Source organism: Blautia faecis, assembly GCF_027662325.1.
In the GTDB taxonomy this organism is placed as follows: domain Bacteria; phylum Bacillota; class Clostridia; order Lachnospirales; family Lachnospiraceae; genus Blautia_A; species Blautia_A faecis.
On record NZ_JAQDKY010000023.1, the window covers coordinates 9,936 to 28,148 of the forward strand.

General features: G+C 44.4%; 22 protein-coding genes. 4 read left to right on the forward strand and 18 right to left on the reverse strand.

Features of this window, described 5'->3' with window-relative positions; translation table 11 throughout:
• The 5 genes from PGQ38_RS11485 to PGQ38_RS20005 form a co-directional block, all read right to left on the reverse strand.
• Positions 1-667: acyltransferase (locus PGQ38_RS11485; protein ID WP_270431802.1), on the reverse strand; the 667-nt coding region annotated here is incomplete at its 3' end.
• A 61-nt stretch (positions 668-728) separates the two neighbouring features.
• Entirely contained in the window at positions 729-2,789 is a 2,061-nt protein-coding gene (locus PGQ38_RS11490) for a DNA topoisomerase (protein WP_270431804.1), read from the reverse strand.
• Position 2,790: 1 nt separating this feature from the next.
• A complete protein-coding gene (locus tag PGQ38_RS11495; RefSeq protein ID WP_118581426.1) occupies positions 2,791-3,546 on the reverse strand; it encodes a formate/nitrite transporter family protein in 756 nt (251 codons plus the stop codon).
• 88 nt (positions 3,547-3,634) lie between these two features.
• Positions 3,635-4,783 (reverse strand): selenide, water dikinase SelD, encoded by a 1,149-nt coding sequence (gene selD, locus PGQ38_RS11500; protein WP_243243638.1) that lies wholly within the window; start codon positions 4,781-4,783, stop codon positions 3,635-3,637.
• Positions 4,784-4,787: 4 nt separating this feature from the next.
• Positions 4,788-4,898 (reverse strand): DUF6783 domain-containing protein, encoded by a 111-nt coding sequence (locus PGQ38_RS20005; protein ID WP_308768479.1) that lies wholly within the window; start codon positions 4,896-4,898, stop codon positions 4,788-4,790.
• Here PGQ38_RS20005 and PGQ38_RS20010 point away from each other — a divergent pair.
• Entirely contained in the window at positions 4,848-4,991 is a 144-nt protein-coding gene (locus PGQ38_RS20010; protein WP_308768480.1) for a DUF6783 domain-containing protein, read from the forward strand. The two genes, PGQ38_RS20005 and PGQ38_RS20010, sit on opposite strands and share 51 nt — an antisense overlap.
• A 73-nt stretch (positions 4,992-5,064) precedes the next feature.
• Positions 5,065-5,340 (forward strand): DUF6783 domain-containing protein, encoded by a 276-nt coding sequence (locus PGQ38_RS20020; RefSeq protein WP_416386754.1) that lies wholly within the window; start codon positions 5,065-5,067, stop codon positions 5,338-5,340.
• Here PGQ38_RS20020 and asd read toward each other — a convergent pair.
• The 6 genes from asd to PGQ38_RS11530 all read right to left on the reverse strand — a co-directional run bounded on the left by asd (position 5,243) and on the right by PGQ38_RS11530 (position 11,606).
• Entirely contained in the window at positions 5,243-6,328 is a 1,086-nt protein-coding gene (gene asd, locus PGQ38_RS11505; protein WP_118581417.1) for an aspartate-semialdehyde dehydrogenase, read from the reverse strand. The genes PGQ38_RS20020 and asd overlap by 98 nt on opposite strands.
• A gap of 223 nt (positions 6,329-6,551) precedes the next feature.
• A complete protein-coding gene (gene argH / locus PGQ38_RS11510; RefSeq protein ID WP_270431805.1) occupies positions 6,552-7,931 on the reverse strand; it encodes an argininosuccinate lyase in 1,380 nt (459 codons plus the stop codon).
• A gap of 290 nt (positions 7,932-8,221) precedes the next feature.
• Positions 8,222-8,881, reverse strand: coding sequence for an epoxyqueuosine reductase QueH (locus PGQ38_RS11515; RefSeq protein WP_173716235.1), 660 nt, complete (start codon positions 8,879-8,881; stop codon positions 8,222-8,224).
• On the reverse strand, positions 8,850-9,731 hold the full coding sequence (locus PGQ38_RS11520; protein WP_118581411.1) for a phosphatidylserine decarboxylase: 882 nt from the start codon (positions 9,729-9,731) through the stop codon (positions 8,850-8,852). Before PGQ38_RS11520 ends, PGQ38_RS11515 begins: the two co-directional genes overlap by 32 nt.
• 177 nt (positions 9,732-9,908) lie before the next feature.
• Entirely contained in the window at positions 9,909-10,526 is a 618-nt protein-coding gene (locus PGQ38_RS11525) for a CDP-alcohol phosphatidyltransferase family protein (RefSeq protein WP_118581519.1), read from the reverse strand.
• Between the two features lie 45 nt (positions 10,527-10,571).
• Complete coding sequence (locus PGQ38_RS11530) at positions 10,572-11,606, reverse strand: lysylphosphatidylglycerol synthase transmembrane domain-containing protein (RefSeq protein ID WP_179962534.1); 1,035 nt, start codon at positions 11,604-11,606, stop codon at positions 10,572-10,574.
• A gap of 146 nt (positions 11,607-11,752) precedes the next feature.
• Between PGQ38_RS11530 and PGQ38_RS11535 the strand changes: the two genes are divergently transcribed.
• Positions 11,753-12,520: an ABC transporter ATP-binding protein gene (locus PGQ38_RS11535; RefSeq protein ID WP_270431806.1), complete on the forward strand. Its 768-nt coding sequence runs from the start codon at positions 11,753-11,755 to the stop codon at positions 12,518-12,520.
• Positions 12,513-13,211 (forward strand): ABC transporter permease, encoded by a 699-nt coding sequence (locus PGQ38_RS11540; RefSeq protein WP_270431809.1) that lies wholly within the window; start codon positions 12,513-12,515, stop codon positions 13,209-13,211. The genes PGQ38_RS11535 and PGQ38_RS11540 overlap by 8 nt, the downstream gene beginning before the upstream one ends.
• A gap of 107 nt (positions 13,212-13,318) precedes the next feature.
• Here the strand turns inward: PGQ38_RS11540 and PGQ38_RS11545 are convergent, their stop codons facing one another.
• The 7 genes from PGQ38_RS11545 to PGQ38_RS11570 all read right to left on the reverse strand — a co-directional run bounded on the left by PGQ38_RS11545 (position 13,319) and on the right by PGQ38_RS11570 (position 18,142).
• Positions 13,319-13,816: a GNAT family N-acetyltransferase gene (locus tag PGQ38_RS11545; protein WP_270431812.1), complete on the reverse strand. Its 498-nt coding sequence runs from the start codon at positions 13,814-13,816 to the stop codon at positions 13,319-13,321.
• 14 nt (positions 13,817-13,830) lie between these two features.
• Positions 13,831-13,893 carry a DUF6783 domain-containing protein gene (locus PGQ38_RS20705; RefSeq protein ID WP_368072623.1) on the reverse strand — a complete coding sequence of 21 codons (63 nt, stop codon included), beginning with the start codon at positions 13,891-13,893 and terminating at the stop codon, positions 13,831-13,833.
• Positions 13,894-13,947: 54 nt separating this feature from the next.
• Positions 13,948-15,516 carry a recombinase family protein gene (locus tag PGQ38_RS11550; RefSeq protein ID WP_270431814.1) on the reverse strand — a complete coding sequence of 523 codons (1,569 nt, stop codon included), beginning with the start codon at positions 15,514-15,516 and terminating at the stop codon, positions 13,948-13,950.
• Positions 15,513-15,635 (reverse strand): hypothetical protein, encoded by a 123-nt coding sequence (locus PGQ38_RS11555; protein ID WP_255610631.1) that lies wholly within the window; start codon positions 15,633-15,635, stop codon positions 15,513-15,515. Before PGQ38_RS11555 ends, PGQ38_RS11550 begins: the two co-directional genes overlap by 4 nt.
• 168 nt (positions 15,636-15,803) lie before the next feature.
• Positions 15,804-16,040 (reverse strand): hypothetical protein, encoded by a 237-nt coding sequence (locus PGQ38_RS11560; protein ID WP_118581393.1) that lies wholly within the window; start codon positions 16,038-16,040, stop codon positions 15,804-15,806.
• Positions 16,041-16,103: 63 nt separating this feature from the next.
• Entirely contained in the window at positions 16,104-17,474 is a 1,371-nt protein-coding gene (locus PGQ38_RS11565; protein WP_148462252.1) for a DUF4832 domain-containing protein, read from the reverse strand.
• Positions 17,471-18,142 carry a DUF4956 domain-containing protein gene (locus PGQ38_RS11570; protein WP_226855138.1) on the reverse strand — a complete coding sequence of 224 codons (672 nt, stop codon included), beginning with the start codon at positions 18,140-18,142 and terminating at the stop codon, positions 17,471-17,473. Before PGQ38_RS11570 ends, PGQ38_RS11565 begins: the two co-directional genes overlap by 4 nt.
• Positions 18,143-18,213 lie beyond the last annotated feature (71 nt).

An 18,213-nucleotide genomic window follows, 5' to 3' on the forward strand; every position in this document is an offset into this window, starting at 1 on the left:
AATTCTTTGTTACAATCTCGTCTTTATTCTTATAAATGCTGTTTGCCGGAACGCATCCACGTACTGGAGAAAGCGGATAAATGTTAGTGTTTCTTCCAATCACAGTTCCCGGATTCAGAACCGAACCACAGCCAACTTCTACATGATCTGCCAGCATGGCACCAAACTTCTTAAGTCCTGTCTCAATCTTCTCCTCGCCGTCTTTTACAACAACCAGTTTCTTGTCTGACTTTACATTGGAGCAGATGGAACCTGCACCCATATGGGATTTGTAACCCAGTACAGCGTCTCCTACATAATTGTAATGGGGAACCTGCACATTGTTAAAAAGGACTACATTCTTAAGCTCTGTGGAGTTTCCCACTACACAGCCCTCTCCTACAAGAGCTTTGCCGCGGATAAATGCACAGTGGCGCACTTCTGTATTCTTGCCGATGATGGCTGGTCCGTTAATGCAGGCGGTAGGTGCAACCTTGGCAGATTTCGCAATCCAGATATCCCCCTCCAGATAGTCATATTCCTCTGGATCCAATGTTTTTCCCAATTTCACAATGAAATCACCAATCTCCGGAAGAACTTCCCACGGATAGGTTTTCCCCTGGAAAAGCTCTCCTGCGATGGTCTGGGTCATATCCAGCATGTTTGCGATGGTAAAATCTTTTAACATAATACATCCTCCTCATATAAATCTAATTTAATGAATGATTTCCTTTATTCCCCAATCTGTATCAGAGCGTGTTCTGCCTTTTTTTCATAGCAGTTTCCCGCTCCGGCTTCTTATAAAACTGCGCAGCTGCATCAAAAAACTGCCTCAGCGCATACTGAAAATGACTGTCCTCCACCTGTTTGGTACGAATCCTTACAAAGTGCTCCAGCTTATCCATATATTCCTGCTCTGTAATAGATCCCTCTGCTACATAGGTAAGTCCCTTCTCCCAGCTGGCAGTCAGTTCCGGGTTCAGAAGCTGACGGATAGAACAGTTTACCACATCATAAATCATTTCCCCCTGAAGGGTAGGTGTGATCACCTGGGTTTTCTTATTCAGAGACAGATATCTGATATTAAACAGCTTCTTCAAAATCTCTGCTCTGGTGGCGCTGGTACCAATTCCGCTTCCCTTGATCTGTGAACGAAGATCCTCATCCTCGATCAGCTGGCCTGCATTCTCCATTGCCAGGATCATAGAACCGGAATTGTATCGTTTCGGTGGAGATGTCTCTCCTTCCTTGATACCAAGACCATTTATGTTTAGTATATCACCCTTTTTCAGTTTCTGCAATGCAGCTAACAAAGCTTCGTCGCAGGAAATCTCACCTTCTCCTTCACTTTCGGGAGTTTTTCCGGAAGCTTCTGCCATACTCTTTTTTGCAAAAGAATTTGCAGCAATCTTCAGATACCCTTCACTAAGCAAAACTTTAAAAGAAGAAAAGAAAGATTCATTCTCCATTTTCGTCACAAGGCTTACCTTCTGATAAACAGCCGGTGGATAAAAAATGCTTAAAAATCGTCTCACAATCGTCTCATACACCCGCTGTGCTGTCAGAGAAAGTCCCTTTAGTGCGCCAAGTCCCTGGCCAGTAGGAATAATAGCATAATGGTCTGTAATCTGTTTGTCATTGGTGTAACGTGTCTTCGCGATATTTTTGTATGCGCCAAGCTCTAACGCACCTTGCGCAGCTTCCCCGGCCTGAGGATAATTCCGAAGCCCGGAAATATTCTTATAAATCTCCTTTGCCACAGCTGTCGATAAAACTCTGGCATCTGTTCTGGGATATGTGACCAGTTTCTTTTCATAAAGATCCTGCACAATGGAAAGAGTCTCATCCGGACTGATCTTGAACAGTTTGGAACAGACATTCTGAAGCTCTGCCAGATTAAACAGAAGAGGCGGATTCTTATTTTCCTTCTTTCGCTCAATCTTCTCCACCGTACATATAAGAGGCTGCTGTGTACTTAATTCAAAGATCAGCTTCTGGGCATTTTCTTTTTTCTTAAAACCATTTTCTTTATATAAAACAGGGGACTGGAAATAGCGGCTGCCTTCTACAGCTCTCCACTCTCCTTCAAAGCTTTCTCCTTCAAGAGCAATGCTGCTCACAACTCTGTAAAAAGGTGTTTTCACAAATGCGCGGATTTCCCGCTCGCGGCGAACTACCATCCCAAGGACACAGGTCATAACCCGTCCAACGGAAATTGCCTGGTATTTGCCTCCAAGATAATTGGTTACGCTGTTTCCATAACGCAAAGTCAGTACACGTGAGAAATTAATTCCCATCAGATAATCTTCTTTTGCCCGAAGATAGGCGGCTGCGGCAAGGTTATCATATTCTGAGATGTCCTTTGCCTCACGGATTCCCCGAAGAATCTCTTCTTCAGTCTGGGAGTCGATCCACACACGCTTCTGCGTCTTGTCTTTCACTCCCGCCATCTGTGCTACCAGGCGGTAAATATATTCACCTTCACGCCCGGAGTCGGTACACACATAAATGGTATCAATATCAGGTCTGTTTAAAAGCCCTTTCACGATCTGGAACTGTTTTTCCACGCCAGGTATCACTTCGTATTTAAAATCATGCGGCAAAAAAGGCAGGGTATCTAAACTCCACCTTTTATATTTCATATCATATTTCTCAGGATAGCTCATGGTGACCAGATGTCCCACACACCAGGTCACCACGCAGGTATCAGACTCGATATAGCCATCCCGTCTTTGTCCGCCAGATTTTAAAGCTTTCGCAAATTCCTGAGCCACGCTGGGCTTCTCTGCTATGTATAAAGCTTTTGACATATTATTTATCTGCGCTCATCTTTCTTAATGGCCATGCCAGTAAAAGAGCACCTCCCACCATATTTCCTATGGTTACGATCAGCATACTCTTCAGCATGAGACCAACGGAAAGGCCATCTACCAGACCAAGGCTTACTACAAAAATTCCCATGTTTGCAATGCAGTGCTCAAATCCGCTGAAAACGAATGCAGAGATACACATTACGATCATAAGGAATTTACCGGTTTCACTTTTCAGCTTAATTCCGCAGAGTACACCAAGACATACGAAGAAGTTACACAAAATTGCACGCATGAACATCTGTCCCATAGGGATCGTCAGCTTGTTGTTAATAAAGCCTGCGAAATAATCTGCTGAGCCGGATGCACCTGCTCCTACAAAAAGAAGTGCCATAATTGCACATCCAACGAAATTGCCAAGGTAGCTTACCAGCCATACCTTGCCTGCATCCCCCCAGGATACACTCTTGTCGAAGGCGCCGAATGCCATTACCATGTTATTACCGGTAAACAGCTCGCCGCCAACCAGGCTGATCAGAAGAACAGCAATGGAGAACACTACAGCTCCAAGAAACTTGCCCCAGGCAGGATCTGATCCTGAAAATACACTTCCTATAACATTGCTGTAAATAACTGCCACATCAATAAAGAAACCAGCCATTACAGCCCGAAGAAAGTACTTCAGGAAATTGCCGTTCAGCAGCCCGATTTTGTTTTTGGCTGCGTTTGAAAGTTTTTGCACATCTTCATAGTTCATAAAAAACACCTCCGTATTGTTTTTTACAATTATAACACTTTGATGTATTTTTCACAATAGAAGTTGATAATTTTTTATCAATTAGGAACTATTTCACAAAAACAAGATGTTTCTTTTGTAAATTAATTACCCGTCCAATCACAGCACAGGGAAGCGACAGAGAAGACAGTCGGCTAATTGCCTTGCCCGCATCCTGAGAATCTATACTCAGGAGAAGCCCTCCGGAAGTCTGCGGGTCAAATACTATATCCTCACGGGCAGCAAGCTCTGCTTCATTTATGATGGTTTCACTTCTGCCTGTTTCATTTTCCACAGCTTCACACCTGGTCTTTTCCAGCCAGAAATTCTCACTGCTTTCCCCACTGTGATTCTTCCATGAAAACTCGCACTCTCCCCCTGCAAATTCCCGATTGCGGTATGCACCTGCAGGAATAAATCCCATAGAAGCATAGTCAAGTGCTCCTTTCATAATCGGCAGGGAACCAAGAGAAATACAAAGGGTCTTCCCACTTCCCTTCGCCATTTCCAGGGCATGTCCGGCAAGACCAAAACCTGTTACATCCGTGCAGGCATGAATCTGCAGATCTGCCACTTTATCTCTGGCATACCTGTTCAAAGTCGCCATCACAGAAGCTGCATAGGCAGTCTCTTCCTCAGATGCCATCTCTCCTTTCACTGCAGTAGAAAGAATTCCGGTTCCAAGAGGCTTGGTAAGGATCAGAACATCTCCGGTCTCTGCTCCAATATTTTTCCACATTGAGGCAGGATTTACAAATCCGGTAACGCACAAGCCATATTTCGGCTCATCGTCCTGAATCGTGTGTCCTCCCGCAAGAGAAGCACCAGCCTCCATTACCTTGTCTGCACCTCCCCGCAGAATCTCGCCCAGAATCTCCGGATCAAGACAATTAGGAAAGGCTGCAATATTCAATGCCAGCTTAGGCTCTCCACCCATAGCATACACATCACTTAACGCATTTGCCGCTGCGATCTGTCCGAAAGTATAAGGATCGTCCACGATCGGTGTAAAAAAATCCACGGTCTGGATCATGGCCAGATCATCAGATATACGATATACAGCAGCATCGTCGGAAGATTCCGTTCCGACCAGTAAATTCGAATCATAAAACTTCGGCAGCTTACCCAGAACCTGGGCAAGGGTCCCCGGACCTACTTTCGCCGCTCAGCCAGATGTATGAGAATACTGGGTAAGGCGGATTCGCTCTCTGTCGCTCATGGACTCACCTCCTGTCAGTTCTAGAGCGTGTTTGAAAAAGGCTTTCTGCAAGATGTGCGTCACAATTTGTGGGAGATTTTGCCCGGATGAGGGCGCCGTAGCGGGCTACGGCAATCGAATTCGGGTGAAATCTCCCGCAAAGTGGGGCGTACATATTGCGGGAATGATTTTTCAAACAGGCTCTAACGTGCTATCTATTTTAACATGAATCTCCCCTATCGTAAACGGTCAGTTTTTTATTTTAGTTGTTTATCTGTTACTATTCTTGAAAAAGGTGCAAGATGTACGTCACAATTTGCGGGAGATTTTGCCTGGATGAATGCGCCGTAACGGGCTACGGCAGACGAATTCGAGTGAAATCCACCACAAAGTGGGGCGTGCTGATTGCCGACTATCCCCAAAAAGGGAGAATGCCACCACATCCGGCAGCATTCTCCCTGCATTTATTCACTCTTCAATTTATTTCGCCTGGATATATCCCTGCGCCTTCAATGTCTCTGCGCAAAGAACAGCACCACCTGCAGCACCTCTTACAGTGTTGTGGGAAAGTCCAATGAACTTCCAATCGTAAACAGTATCCTCGCGAAGTCTTCCGATTGATACACCCATTCCGTTCTCGAAGTTCACATCCTCTGTAACCTGTGGACGATTATCCTCCTCAAGATACTGAATGAACTGCTTCGGTGCGCTTGGAAGATTCAGTTCCTGAGGAACTCCCTTGAACTCTACAAGTGCTTTTACAAGCTGCTCTTTCGTAGGTTTCTTTCTGAATTTTACAAATGCAGCTGCAGTGTGGCCATTCAGGATCGGCACACGAACGCACTGACATGTGATAACAGGCTCTTTCGCCGGAACAATCACGCCGTCCTCAACTTTACCCCAGATACGAAGTGGCTCTTTCTCGCTCTTTTCTTCCTCGCCACCAATATATGGAATGATGTTATGCTCCATTTCCGGCCAGTCCTTAAATGTTTTTCCAGCTCCGGAAATTGCCTGATATGTAGTAGCAACTACTTCATATGGCTCAAATTCTTTCCATGCAGTAAGTGCAGGTGCATAGCTCTGAATAGAACAGTTTGGCTTAACAGCGATGAAACCTCTCTTTGTTCCCAGACGCTCTTTCTGATGTTTGATAACTTCGAAATGCTCTGGATTGATTTCCGGAATTACCATCGGCACATCAGGTGTCCATCTGTGAGCGCTGTTGTTGGAAACAACTGGTGTCTCAGTCTTGGCATATGCTTCCTCGATGGCTTTAATCTCGTCCTTGGACATATCTACAGCAGAGAATACAAAGTCAACAGTTGACGCAACCTTCTCTACCTCATTTACATTCATAACAACAAGCTTTTTCACTGCTTCCGGCATTGGAGTATCCATTTTCCATCTGCCTCCTACAGCGTCCTCGTAAGTCTTTCCAGCACTTCTCGGGCTTGCTGCAACAGTTACAACTTCAAACCATGGATGATTCTCTAACAGGGAAATAAATCTCTGACCCACCATTCCGGTAGCACCTAAAATACCAACTCTAAGCTTTTCACTCATAATATTCTCTCCTCATTCTTTCCTCTGCGTACATGTGTATTTCTATGACATACTATACCATGTTCTGAGAAAATGCAAGTACTTTCTTAAATTTTATCATATTAAAGCAATAAATTTATCTGATTTACCAAAAAAATCCTGTAAAACAAGATTCTTTCGTTACTTTCCACCGAACTGCCCAGAGCATGTTTGAAAAAGGCTTTCTGCAGGATGTGTCCTTTTTTCAGTTCGCTTCCAGATACTTTTTATTTCCTGCAATTACCTGCTCCATCACATCCGGACCGGGAGCTCCAAGAGTCATACGTTTCTCCACACAGGTCTTCATGCTGATAGCCTCATAAATATCCTGTTCAAACACAGGACTGATTTCTTTATACTCTTCAAGGGACAGTTCATCCAGGGAAATTCCCTTTTCAATACATTTTAGAACCAACTGCCCAACGATTCCATGCGCATCACGGAAAGGCACGCCATGATTTACCAGGTAATCTGCCGCATCAGTAGCATTGGTAAAGCCATTCTTTGCGCTTGCTTCCATGTTCGCCTTGTTAAACTGCATGGTGGATATCATGCCGGTAAAAAGAGCCAGACAACCTTTCACAGTATCAATAGCATCAAATGTAAGTTCCTTATCCTCCTGCATATCCTTATTGTATGCCAGCGGAATTCCCTTCATGGTAGTAAGAATTGATGTCAGTGCTCCATAAACACGTCCTGTTTTTCCTCTTACCAGCTCAGCAATATCCGGGTTCTTCTTCTGAGGCATAATACTGCTTCCGGTACTGTATGCATCATCGATTTCCACAAAACGGTACTCATTGGAATTCCAGAGAATAATCTCCTCGGAAAAACGGCTGAGATGCATCATAACCGTAGAAAGTGCGGACAACAGTTCAATCACATAATCTCTGTCAGATACAGAGTCCATGCTGTTTCTGGTTGGCTCATCAAAGTCCAGAAGCTGTGCGGTGTATTCTCTGTCCAGCGGATAGGTAGTTCCTGCAAGAGCTCCCGCGCCAAGAGGACAGGAGTTCATTCTCTTGCGGATATCAAACAGACGTCCTCTGTCACGGCGGAACATTTCAAAATATGCTCCCACATGATGCGCCAGCGTAACTGGCTGGGCTTTCTGGAGATGGGTAAAGCCGGGCATATACGTATGCACATTCTCTTCCATGATCTTCTGAAGAGCCTCAAGCAGTGATTTTACTTCCTGGTCAATCTCATCGATCTCATCACGCACATAAAGTTTCATGTCCAGTGCAACCTGGTCATTACGGCTTCTTCCCGTGTGAAGCTTCTTACCCGGATCACCAATACGGTCGATCAGGTTTGCCTCTACAAAACTGTGGATATCCTCATATTCTGATGTGATTGCAAGTCTGCCTGCTTTCACATCTGCCAGGATTCCCTCCAGTCCTTCTAATATCTGATCTCTCTCTTTCTCTGTCAGAATCCCCTGTTTTGCAAGCATCTTTACATGTGCCTTGCTGCCACGGATGTCCTGTTCATAAAATTTCTGGTCAAATGAAATGGATGCATTAAAATTATAAACCAGTTTATCGGTTTCCTTAGTGAAGCGTCCGCCCCAAAGCTGTGCCATAATATTTTCCCTCATTTCCTGCAAAGTTCCACGAATTTTTCAATATTTTTATTCCAAAAGCAAGATGCTTAAGAATTTTACAGAAATACACTTTGAAGTATTATAGGAACCTTACAAATTCTTTCTAACTTTACTACAATCAAGTGCTAGTTTATCACACTTTCTGCTAATTGCAAAGAGTCTTTCATTATGATTTTCGCTATACATTACTGCATCAAACCGTTTTGCAATGCACAAAATTCATGCAAGTGCATGACTCTGCACTATTGTTTGCAAAATATCAGATGGTTTCACTGACAGTCCATGCAGCTCTGTTGTTTCTGCTTTTCCCGCTCCATGCTCTCCCGCTTAGAAAACACACACCCGCAATAATTCTGCCGATACAGCCCATATTCATGGGAAAGTTCTATAGACCGCTTATATCCGTTCTTTTTCTTGAAATCAGACGGAAGATGCTCCACTTTATAGATTTGTGCAAGTTCCTGGCCTATCTCATTGATCTTTCCTGCATTTTTTAAAGGACTGATGGAAAGTGTGGTGGTAAAATAATCATATCCGCCCTCCTGAGCCAGCTTTGCTGCTGCCTCCATTCGAAGCCGATAACATTTGAAACACCGTTCTCCTCCCTCCGGTACATCCTCCAGCCCTTTTGCCATGGCATAAAAATCCTCTGGTCTATACGCGCCTTCCACCAGATCGACTGGATGAAGAAACTCCATCTCGCTGATCAGCCTGCGGATTTCTGCCACCCGCTTCTCATATTCCTCCTTGGGAGAAATATTGGGATTATAAAAAAATACTGTAACAGAAAAAAACCTGGAAAGATATTCCAGGACATAACTGCTGCAGGGCGCACAGCATGCATGAAGAAAAAGTCTGGGAACCTTTCCTTCTTTCTCATGCTGTTCGATTAATTTTTCAAGCTCTTTTTGGTAATTTACATTTGCCAATTCTCTCACCCATTCTTACAATCGTTTCATATCCATTTTCAGAATTCTCTATCAAATCAGAATCCAGCCTTACCTTTCCATGCTGAAGAAGCAGGACAATAGTAGAACCTCCGAATTCAAAATAACCTTTTTCTTCACCCTTTTTCACTTCACAGGCACCAGGTTTCAGATTGGTAATTTTCCCCACCATCATAGCTCCGACTTCCATCATAGCAATGGTTCCAAACTGCTCTGTTTTTAACAGGCAATACTCTCTGGTATTCTCATGATAAATCTGGCATACGTCATTAGCAGCAGGATTTACCGTATGAAAAACACCGGGGATCTTTACATCCGGAGATTTCTCTCCATCTGCCACATAGCAGTAATGGTGATAATCATCGACTGTCAGCCTGAGGATCACTGCATAACCGCCAAGATACCGCTTTGCCAGCTTTTTATTCTTCAGCAGGCGTTCCAGAGTATACAGAGTATCTTTTATATAAAATCTGGAATCACTGCCAATACGGCTCACGGTAACCTTTCCGTCACAAGGACTGACCAGTACGCTGTCATCCGCTGCTACAGGCCGCTGCCCCTCTTTAAGCCTGCGGGTAAAAAAGTCGTTATAGGAAGCAAACTCCTGTCTGGTGCAGCTGGAAAGATCAATGTGATTGCGCTCCACAAATCCAGGAATCATCCTCGCAGAAAGCCTGGTATTCAAAAACCAGCCGCCCAGTCTGGTAACAAAAGGCTGTATTATGATCTTCAGGCAAAGACGTCCGCCCCAGTCATTATACAGATGGCGCAAAAATTTATCCTGTCTGTTCTCCTCTATTGTGATGTTGCCTTTTCTGTCTATATATTTCATAATACCTCCCCTGCATTTGCTATAAAAGTTCCCGATGGCATCCACAAATGAGCCATGCCTGCATAAGCGAATTCATGGATATCGTCTGGCGACAGCCCGGATTACGAATGCAGCCGGCAGCTGCAGGAGCGCAACAGGCGCCAGACAGCTGACTTTCATATATGGTGAATATCCGTTTTATAACAGATGAAACATCATGGAAAGCGCCAGTGCCACAAGGGCAACCAGAAGGATCACCATTGGATTCTGAGGTTTTTTCACCTTAAAATCACTGATAAACAGCACTCCGACTACTACCACTGCCACATGGATCACCAGAAGGAAATTTTTCCCGCATCCTCTTCTCAGCAGATAAAGGAACGGAAGGATGATCGCCATCGAAGTGATTGGCAGACCTTGGTAATAGTGACGAAGCTCGGAGGTCTCGTTCTGTCTCTTCTCTTCCATTACGTTAAAGTAACCCAGACGGATTACAGAAGCTACACAATACAGGCAGAGAATGATCACTCCTGGGATATGGTTCATTCCCAGACAATAACAGATCATTGCCGGAAACACACCAAAACATACCACATCACACAGGGAATCGATCTGAATTCCAAATTTCTTCTCATCCTCTGTACGGTTCTTCTTTGTACGGGCGATTTTCCCGTCAAACATATCACAAAGTCCGGACAGTGCCAGACACAAAATTGCAACTTTGAAGTCTCCCTCCAGTGCTCTTGTCATTCCAAATACGGAAACAGCGAGACTGATGTATGTAAGCACCACCGTATAATCATAAAATCCAAGCATATCCTGTTTCTCCTTTTTCAAACGTTCTTCCTTCATTGCAGTTAATTACATCCTTTGTATCTCTTCGTTTTTCCTTCCAATGGTAAGATGTGCCACACAGGTCATAAGTGCACTGATCAGCATCTGTCCGTAATAGGAAATCCCACGGCTGAGCAGCATAGATGGCAGCAAAAGCGGTCCAAATACGGGCACAAACATCACCATATATAATGTCTCGCTGATTCCCATGCCTCCCGGAAGAGGAAGCATATCCACAGATACGGAAATCACCGCCTGTAAAATAGTAACGGTCAGGATTCCATACTCATGGAGTCCCAGGGCGCGGTACACCCAGTAAGTGACCGTGAACAGAATACACCTCTGCACAAATGTAATGATAAATACATTCAGTATGATCCGCTTATGGCTGGCCCAGAAGGCTGCCGTTGCGTGATACTGGTCCATGGAAGCCTCCAGCCTCTCAAGCCTTGCCTTTTTGGGCTTCAGAATCCGGACATGCTCAATGATCTTCAGACCCTTTACCATGATCCATTTCGCAAGACCGGGAGCAAATACCAGTATCATCATAAAGGTAACACAGAACACATTCAGACCCACGCCTAGATAAAACACCCACATATAGTCCCCAAGATAGCCTCTCAGGAAATCACCGCCCAGAAAACAGATCAGAACACCGATCACTACAAGAACTGCCTTGTAGGTGATGGTAACGATCATCAGGACCAGAGTAGTTACCGGAATAGGCAGTTTATCTTTTTTCATGTAAAAGATCTGCATGGGCTGTCCGCCTGATGCAGACGGAGTAATACAGCTGAAAAAAAATCCTACAAAGGAGTACAATGCACAATGAGTCATTTTCACACTGGCTCCAAGTGTTTTCATCATATAAAAAATGATAACCGATTCGCCAAGAATAAAAAATACCACGCACACAAGACTCAGAAGCAGATATCTCCCATCAGCATCCCTGGCAGTACTGATAATATCTCCGATGTCCTTGCCGCGAAAAACCAGGTACATGGTAAGACCGAAAACGATCACCAGAAATAACAGGTTGAAAACCGTTTGCTTTTTACTCATAATATTATTTTCTTTCTAAAAAAAATTGTCGGTACAGGAACCGCGAACTCCTCTTCGCTACACTCTGCACATAGATAAATCACTTCATTATAACACACCCCACCCCAAAAGCATATCATAAATTATACGAAAATGGAGGTTTGATTATGAATCCGCTTCTGGAAGTAAAGGATGTGTGCCTTTCTTACCATAGCTTATCCGGGGAAACGGCTGCCCTTTCTCATATATCTTTTCATCTTATGCCAGAAGAGTTCCTGGCTGTCGTGGGTCCTTCTGGTTGTGGAAAGTCCACTTTGCTGAATCTGATCTGCGGGCTTTTACATGCGGAAAGTGGAACCATTCTTATAAATGGAAAGCCACTGAACAAGGACAGCGCCCGTATTGGCTATATGCTTCAAAAAGACCACCTTCTGGAATGGCGCAGCATCTACCGCAATGTTCTCCTTGGACTGGAAATACAAGGCGAACTCACAAAAGACAATCTTTCCTATGTAGATGAACTGTTAAAGATTTATGAGCTGGACAAATTCCGTGACAGTCGTCCAAGCCAGCTCTCCGGCGGCATGCGGCAGCGGGCGGCACTGATCCGCACGCTTGTATTAAAACCGGATCTTCTGCTTCTCGACGAACCATTCTCCGCACTTGATTACCAGACACGGCTGAACGTAAGTGATGACATTGGAAAAATCCTGAAAAAACAACGAAAACCGGCTATTCTTGTCACTCATGATATTTCCGAAGCCATCAGCATGGCAGACCGGGTACTGATTCTTTCAAAGCGTCCTGCCACTGTAATAAAGATCGTTCCCATTGATCTGGATATGAAAGACCGTACGCCCCTTTCTTCGAGAAATGCCCCGGCTTTCAAATCCTACTTTAATCTGATCTGGAAGGAGTTGAATCAGAATGCATGAACCTTCCCCCGCTCAAAAAGCATATCTTGCCCGTCAGAAAAGGGACCGTCGCCTTGTTGTAAGCGCAAGGCTTCTGGTCTTTCTTATTTTTCTGGCACAATGGGAAGTCCTGGCAAGGGCTGGCTGGATCGACTCTTTCATCTTCAGCAGCCCCTCTATGATCTTCAATACATTTGTGGAGATGGCCAAAAACCACTCGCTGTTCATCCACATTGGAGCCACCCTGAAGGAAACTCTTCTTAGTTTCCTCTTCGTAGTAGTCCTGGGTCTTGGCATTTCCATTATGCTGTGGGGATGCCCCAGACTTGCAAAAGTACTGGAGCCTTATCTGGTAGTGCTGAACAGCCTTCCCAAGTCTGCCCTGGCACCCCTTCTCATTGTATGGCTGGGTGCCCGTCAGCGGACCATCATTGTTGCAGGTATGTCTGTGGCAATCTTTGGATCAATTCTGAACCTGTATACAGGCTTCGGGGAGATCAGCCAGGAAAAATTGAAGCTGATCCGCACACTTGGAGGCGGTAAAAAAGAAGAACTTTTAAAAATTGTTTTACCCTCCTCCGTGCCCCTTATTCTTGCAAATATGAAAGTAAATATCGGTCTTTGCCTGGTAGGGGTGATCATAGGCGAATTCATCGGTGCAAGACAGGGGCTTGGCTACCTGATCATATATGGCAGTCAGACATTCCAGTGAGTACGCATTCTGACAGTTTCCACAAAATGCTGTCCTCTTCTCTTTCCAATTTTCTATAACGAAGTGCAGTCCCGTATTTCTTCAAAAAAGAAATTTAATTTTATTTTTCAAAGCCACTCTTTCCGACAGTCAAAGGCAATCCTCTCCGCTCCTCTTTCAAGATGGATCACACCGCATTCCCTGAAACCAAATTTCTTCAAAGCGACCTGCATGGGCTTGTTATCCTCATGGGTATCAATGCGCACATATCCGCTTCTCTCCAATCCATAAGAAAAAGCAGCCCTGGTCACACCCTTTGTTACTCCATTGGAAGCGACTCTGTGAATCACGCCGTAGGGCTCCCTGTCGCTGTGCCATTCACCATTTTCGATCACACGGTAAGTAGGATCCTCTCCTGTAAAAAATACAAATGTTCCCACAATTCCCCCATTTTCCACGCATACATAGGAAATTCCTGTTTTTATATCATTTTCTACCGTTGAAACTTCCGGGTAGCGGTCCTCCCACTGGTTTGGATTACCATTGTTTTTCATAAATTCCCGGGCAATTTTATATAAGTTCAGTATCTGTGGCAGATCCTGAAGTGTAGATTTTCTGATATTCATAATCCTGTTCCTTTCTACCTGTTCGGACAAAATATACCGCACAGCAAGGCGTGCAGATTGCGAGAATGATTTTTCAAACAGGCTCTAAGTAATGTCTATAACTGCAGACATGACGGGCAGTTACGATTTTTTCAGTATAGCATATCAAAGGTCTCTGCCGCAATAATGCATTTTCCCTGTTTCTTTACCACTTTCAGATGATCCGGATAAATCAGGATTTTCTCCACCATTTTTAACTCACATAATACGTGGGCCTTTAGAACCACATGATGTTCTTTTAAAAACTGCTCTGTCTCCCGAAGCCTTTTTTCCACTTCTTCCTGTTCCTCTGCCAGAAAATCCCTGTTCTTCTGCCTGCACGTTCTGCTGCCGGTGTTGTTCTTTAATTTATTTTGCAGTTCCCTTTCCTTGATCTGGTAAAGAGATTCTTCCACCAGGCCTTCCAGATATTTGTCCAGCAAAAGCTGTTGCTGGTATTTAATCTTTTTTTCCAGCTGTTCGTACTTTTCCAAATCCTTCTTTTGGTTTTCTTCCAGACTTTCCTTCAAAAGCTGCATAAAAAAATCCGTAATCTCCCATTCCTGATCTGGCAGGATTTCTTTTCCTCCGGACCTTTCCAGAAGAAGAAACAACTTTTCCTCTTCCAGATGGATATTGGCACAGCCGCCTGGCTTTTCCTCCTTTTTTCTCCCCTGTTCCAGATAAATTTTGCATTTCCATTCATGGATTTTATAGTTTTTTCTCTTTCTTGTTGTCCGGTAAAAAGGGGCCCCGCACAAACCACAGACCAATTTTCCGCTAAACACATGCTTTCCCGGATTTACTCCAAAGCACCTGGCCGTTCTCTCCTGGTTTCCGACAGGTTTCTTTCTTTTGTCGATTTCTTCATTGGCAGCCTTCCACAGTTCTTCTGACACAATTGCCGGAATCCGGTTTTCATAAATATAAAACTGTTCCTGTGGATTTTTTACCACCTGCCTGGTATCAAAATCATAATGTTTCCGGTTCATGACCACAGTACCTTTATTGACAGGATTTCGGATCATGCGGCGGATATCAGAATCGGTAAAAAAGCTTCCATTTCGTTTCTGCACACCATCCTCCCGCAGGATCCGGGCGATACATCTGCTGCCAAGACCTCCTGCACAAAGCTCATACATTTTTCTTTTCACCTGTGCCTCTTCCTCTATGATCGCCAGGCTTTTATCTGGCAGCTTCCGGTAGCCATAAGTATTGGAAGTAAGCATCAGGGCACTTCCAGTCTTTTGCCGGTTCCGGTGGGCGTTATTGATCTTACGGCTTAATTCCCGGCTGTATTCCTCTGCCAGAATTGCCTTGATTCCAGTGATCAGACTGTCATCTGCACTGTAAAAACGGTTTTCCAGATAGAGATACAGCCGTTTGCCACAAGTCACGAGACGGTCCACAAAAACATACCAGTCCTTTGTGTTTCGCATCAGTCTGTCCTGGGATTTTATCACCACAATCTCAAATTTATCTCTAAGAAGGTCAGAAAAAAGCCGCTGGTACTGTTCCCGTCCCCGGGTGCTGGTGCCGGACCTGCTTTCTATATATTCATCCTCTAAGGACCAGTTCAGGCGGCGGACGCATTCTCTTGCCTCCGCCGCCTGTCTTATAAGCGCATCCTTCTGGCACTCCTCTTCTGTACTGCACCGGCAGTAGATCACCGCCCTGGTCATAAAGTGCCACCGTATTTTTCTATTTTTTCCTTCAAAACCAACAATTCAGCTGAGGTAATCCATTTTTCCTCTGCAAGAATATCTGCGATTTTCTTTAATAATTCCTTTTTCTCTGACAATTTTAAATTTTCCTGATTTTTCCGGTTGGTAACAGACCGTGGAAAAACGGATGTGCACTGCTCTTCTTGCTCCCAATTTAAGGATTCCGCCAGACTCATACTATCAACTCCGGTTTTCATGCCTTATGGTATAATATGCAGTTCTTCCTGTCTCTGCCGTAATTTTTTCTATCTTCCAGGCGGATTGTCCAGCATATGCCACTCCCACTCCGGATCAATAACGGCATCCGCACTTTCCATAACTGCACAATCCTTATCACAGCCATCCACTGCACAGGAACAGGCCATACCCGCTTTCTCAAAATGCCCTGGCACACCTTCATAACGCACGCACCATAATCCACGGTAGTGCATCCGTTTACACAGGCCATATTCATACTCGTATTTCACTATTTTTTCTGACATTTCTCTACCTCTTCCAACTTTTTATTACCGGTTCTTCCGAAAGCAAAGGGACCGAAAGCCACTCTATTTTTCCTTCTGCCATAGTATATTTCTGCCATTCTGATAAGCACATTCCATTGCCAGCCTTACGCCAGGCTTTTCTGTCATGGGATCTTCAATTCCCACAGACAGAGCATATCCCTCCTTCAAAAGTGCCGGAATATCCCGGGTTTCAAATACAGTCCGGGTAATAAGCTGTGTATCTGGTAAAACAGAAGAAAGAAGCATATTGATTTCAGTCTTCTCCACTGTATTTCCAGAGGGATCCTCCAGATACAGATATACCGGCCATTTTTTGTAAAGCGGAGCAACGCCGTCATTATTCCAGGTCAGGCACAGGCAATCTTCCTGCCCCTCCCTTTTCCAGGCAGCTTCTGAGATCCACAGGCGGTACCCCATATTCAAAAGCACTTTGTCATAGCCATCTTTATACTGACTGTCTGCATATTTCGGACCTAAAAATGTAGTGTGAGACTTCCGGACCAATTCTACAGTCTGTTCCAGATCTGTCACCAGCATCTGTTCCATGGAAACAGAGCTGGTAAATTCACCGCCCGATGGAGCTGTCTTCCAGAAGTCTGGCATACTGCCAAGCGCATCTTTCTCCTCTGCCTGTCCATAATCTCCACCTTCCTGAATCCAGGTCAGCCATTCTTCTGTGGACTCTTTATGCCCGGTCATATCATTATAAAGCCCCATTCCATAAGCTTCTGCAATATGAAAAGGTCTTCTCATAAGCATGTTTACGCCGGGAAAAGCTTCCAGCCAGGGCATAATATACTGGTTTCTTACAGCTTCCTCAGGGATTCTCGTAATCCCATCGCTGTAATTTACATGCCACTCTCCCCAATGTCCAAGACTTCCCAGCTCAATATAACTGATCAGCCCGTCTTTTCCAAAATGCTCTCCAAGGGCTTTGATTGCCTTCTCATGCTCTTCTATAAAAACCTTATTGTTGTAATCCGGTGAATATCCTTTTCCATATTCACCGTCATACCAGGTTCCGTCTTCCCCCGTCTTCTCATACAGCCACCGGGGGATATCCATATGTTTCTCATCACCTGGAATGTCACAGACAAAACGAAGGATCAGATGCTTTCCTTCTTTTTTCCACCTGTTTATCTGGTTTTCCTCTTCTATGGAATCCCAGGCATACACCCCTTCTTCCGGCTCTAATTCTGCCCAGGTAATGTCCATATACAAAAGCGAAATATCCTCTGACACATTCTCATACCAGGCACTTGGTGCATATCCCATAAGCGGATTTCCAAAAATCTCCTGGGATTTCTGAAACTGCTTTTTGTTTCCATTTCCGGAAGACCACCATTGATAACCTGCGCCAGCTGCCAGAATGACTATCAGAATCAGCAACATTGCTGCCAGAATCTTTTTCATCCGTGATATTCCCCATTATACTGAATCAGAGTGACATCTTCTACATCTTCAATGCTGCGGATTTTTTCCATAAAATCCATATCATTTTGTCGGCAGTACAATTCCACTGCCATCTCTGTTTTTTCTTTGCGCATGGTCTTGGATTTGACAAAATACTTTCTTTTTCCAAAGCAGCGGATTATTTCATCCCCTGCCTGGTCTCCTGTATAGTGGATCACTGCAATATAGATTTTTCCTCTCTGCTGTTTGTGATAAAACAATACGATCATCAGGATCATAATCGCAGCCGCCAGAAGCGCCAGGACATACATTCCCGCTCCAGCCGTAATTCCTGTGGTGATTGCCCAGAACAGATACAAAAGATCCATAGGATCCTTAATTGCTGTACGAAAACGGACAATGGACAACGCTCCTACCATACCAAGTGAAATTACCACATTGGTACTGATAGCCAAGGTTACCATACAGGTAAGCACTGTCATTCCAACCAGAGTAACAGCAAATGTTCTTGAAAAAACAACTCCTGCATAAAACTTCCGGTATACCAGATAGATCAGCGCCCCTAACAGCAGAGCCGCCGCAAGAGCTGTGAGAATCCCCGGAACATCATAATTGGTAAACGCTCCGGATTCCAGAACTGATTTTTTGATCATGTCCTTTACACTCATAAAAAATTCCTCCACTTATCTCTTTGTACTTTTTTGTAATTATTCAGAAGGCAGTATTTTGCGAGATATTT

Bases quoted from the DNA above. Each gene is read 5' to 3' on its own strand.
- PGQ38_RS11490 (WP_270431804.1), bottom strand. From the start codon at position 2,789: ATGTCAAAAGCTTTATACATAGCAGAGAAGCCCAGCGTGGCTCAGGAA.
- PGQ38_RS11535 (WP_270431806.1), top strand. From the start codon at position 11,753: ATGAATCCGCTTCTGGAAGTAAAGGATGTGTGCCTTTCTTACCATAGC.
- PGQ38_RS11550 (WP_270431814.1), bottom strand. From the start codon at position 15,516: ATGACCAGGGCGGTGATCTACTGCCGGTGCAGTACAGAAGAGGAGTGC.
- asd (WP_118581417.1), bottom strand. From the start codon at position 6,328: ATGAGTGAAAAGCTTAGAGTTGGTATTTTAGGTGCTACCGGAATGGTG.
- PGQ38_RS11540 (WP_270431809.1), top strand. From the start codon at position 12,513: ATGCATGAACCTTCCCCCGCTCAAAAAGCATATCTTGCCCGTCAGAAA.
- PGQ38_RS11570 (WP_226855138.1), bottom strand. From the start codon at position 18,142: ATGAGTGTAAAGGACATGATCAAAAAATCAGTTCTGGAATCCGGAGCG.
- PGQ38_RS11520 (WP_118581411.1), bottom strand. From the start codon at position 9,731: ATGAAATATATAGACAGAAAAGGCAACATCACAATAGAGGAGAACAGA.
- PGQ38_RS11495 (WP_118581426.1), bottom strand. From the start codon at position 3,546: ATGAACTATGAAGATGTGCAAAAACTTTCAAACGCAGCCAAAAACAAA.
- PGQ38_RS11525 (WP_118581519.1), bottom strand. From the start codon at position 10,526: ATGCTTGGATTTTATGATTATACGGTGGTGCTTACATACATCAGTCTC.
- PGQ38_RS20020 (WP_416386754.1), top strand. From the start codon at position 5,065: ATGTACGTCACAATTTGCGGGAGATTTTGCCTGGATGAATGCGCCGTA.
- PGQ38_RS11565 (WP_148462252.1), bottom strand. From the start codon at position 17,474: ATGAAAAAGATTCTGGCAGCAATGTTGCTGATTCTGATAGTCATTCTG.
- PGQ38_RS11560 (WP_118581393.1), bottom strand. From the start codon at position 16,040: ATGTCAGAAAAAATAGTGAAATACGAGTATGAATATGGCCTGTGTAAA.
- argH (WP_270431805.1), bottom strand. From the start codon at position 7,931: ATGGCACAGCTTTGGGGCGGACGCTTCACTAAGGAAACCGATAAACTG.
- PGQ38_RS11545 (WP_270431812.1), bottom strand. From the start codon at position 13,816: ATGAATATCAGAAAATCTACACTTCAGGATCTGCCACAGATACTGAAC.
- PGQ38_RS11530 (WP_179962534.1), bottom strand. From the start codon at position 11,606: ATGAGTAAAAAGCAAACGGTTTTCAACCTGTTATTTCTGGTGATCGTT.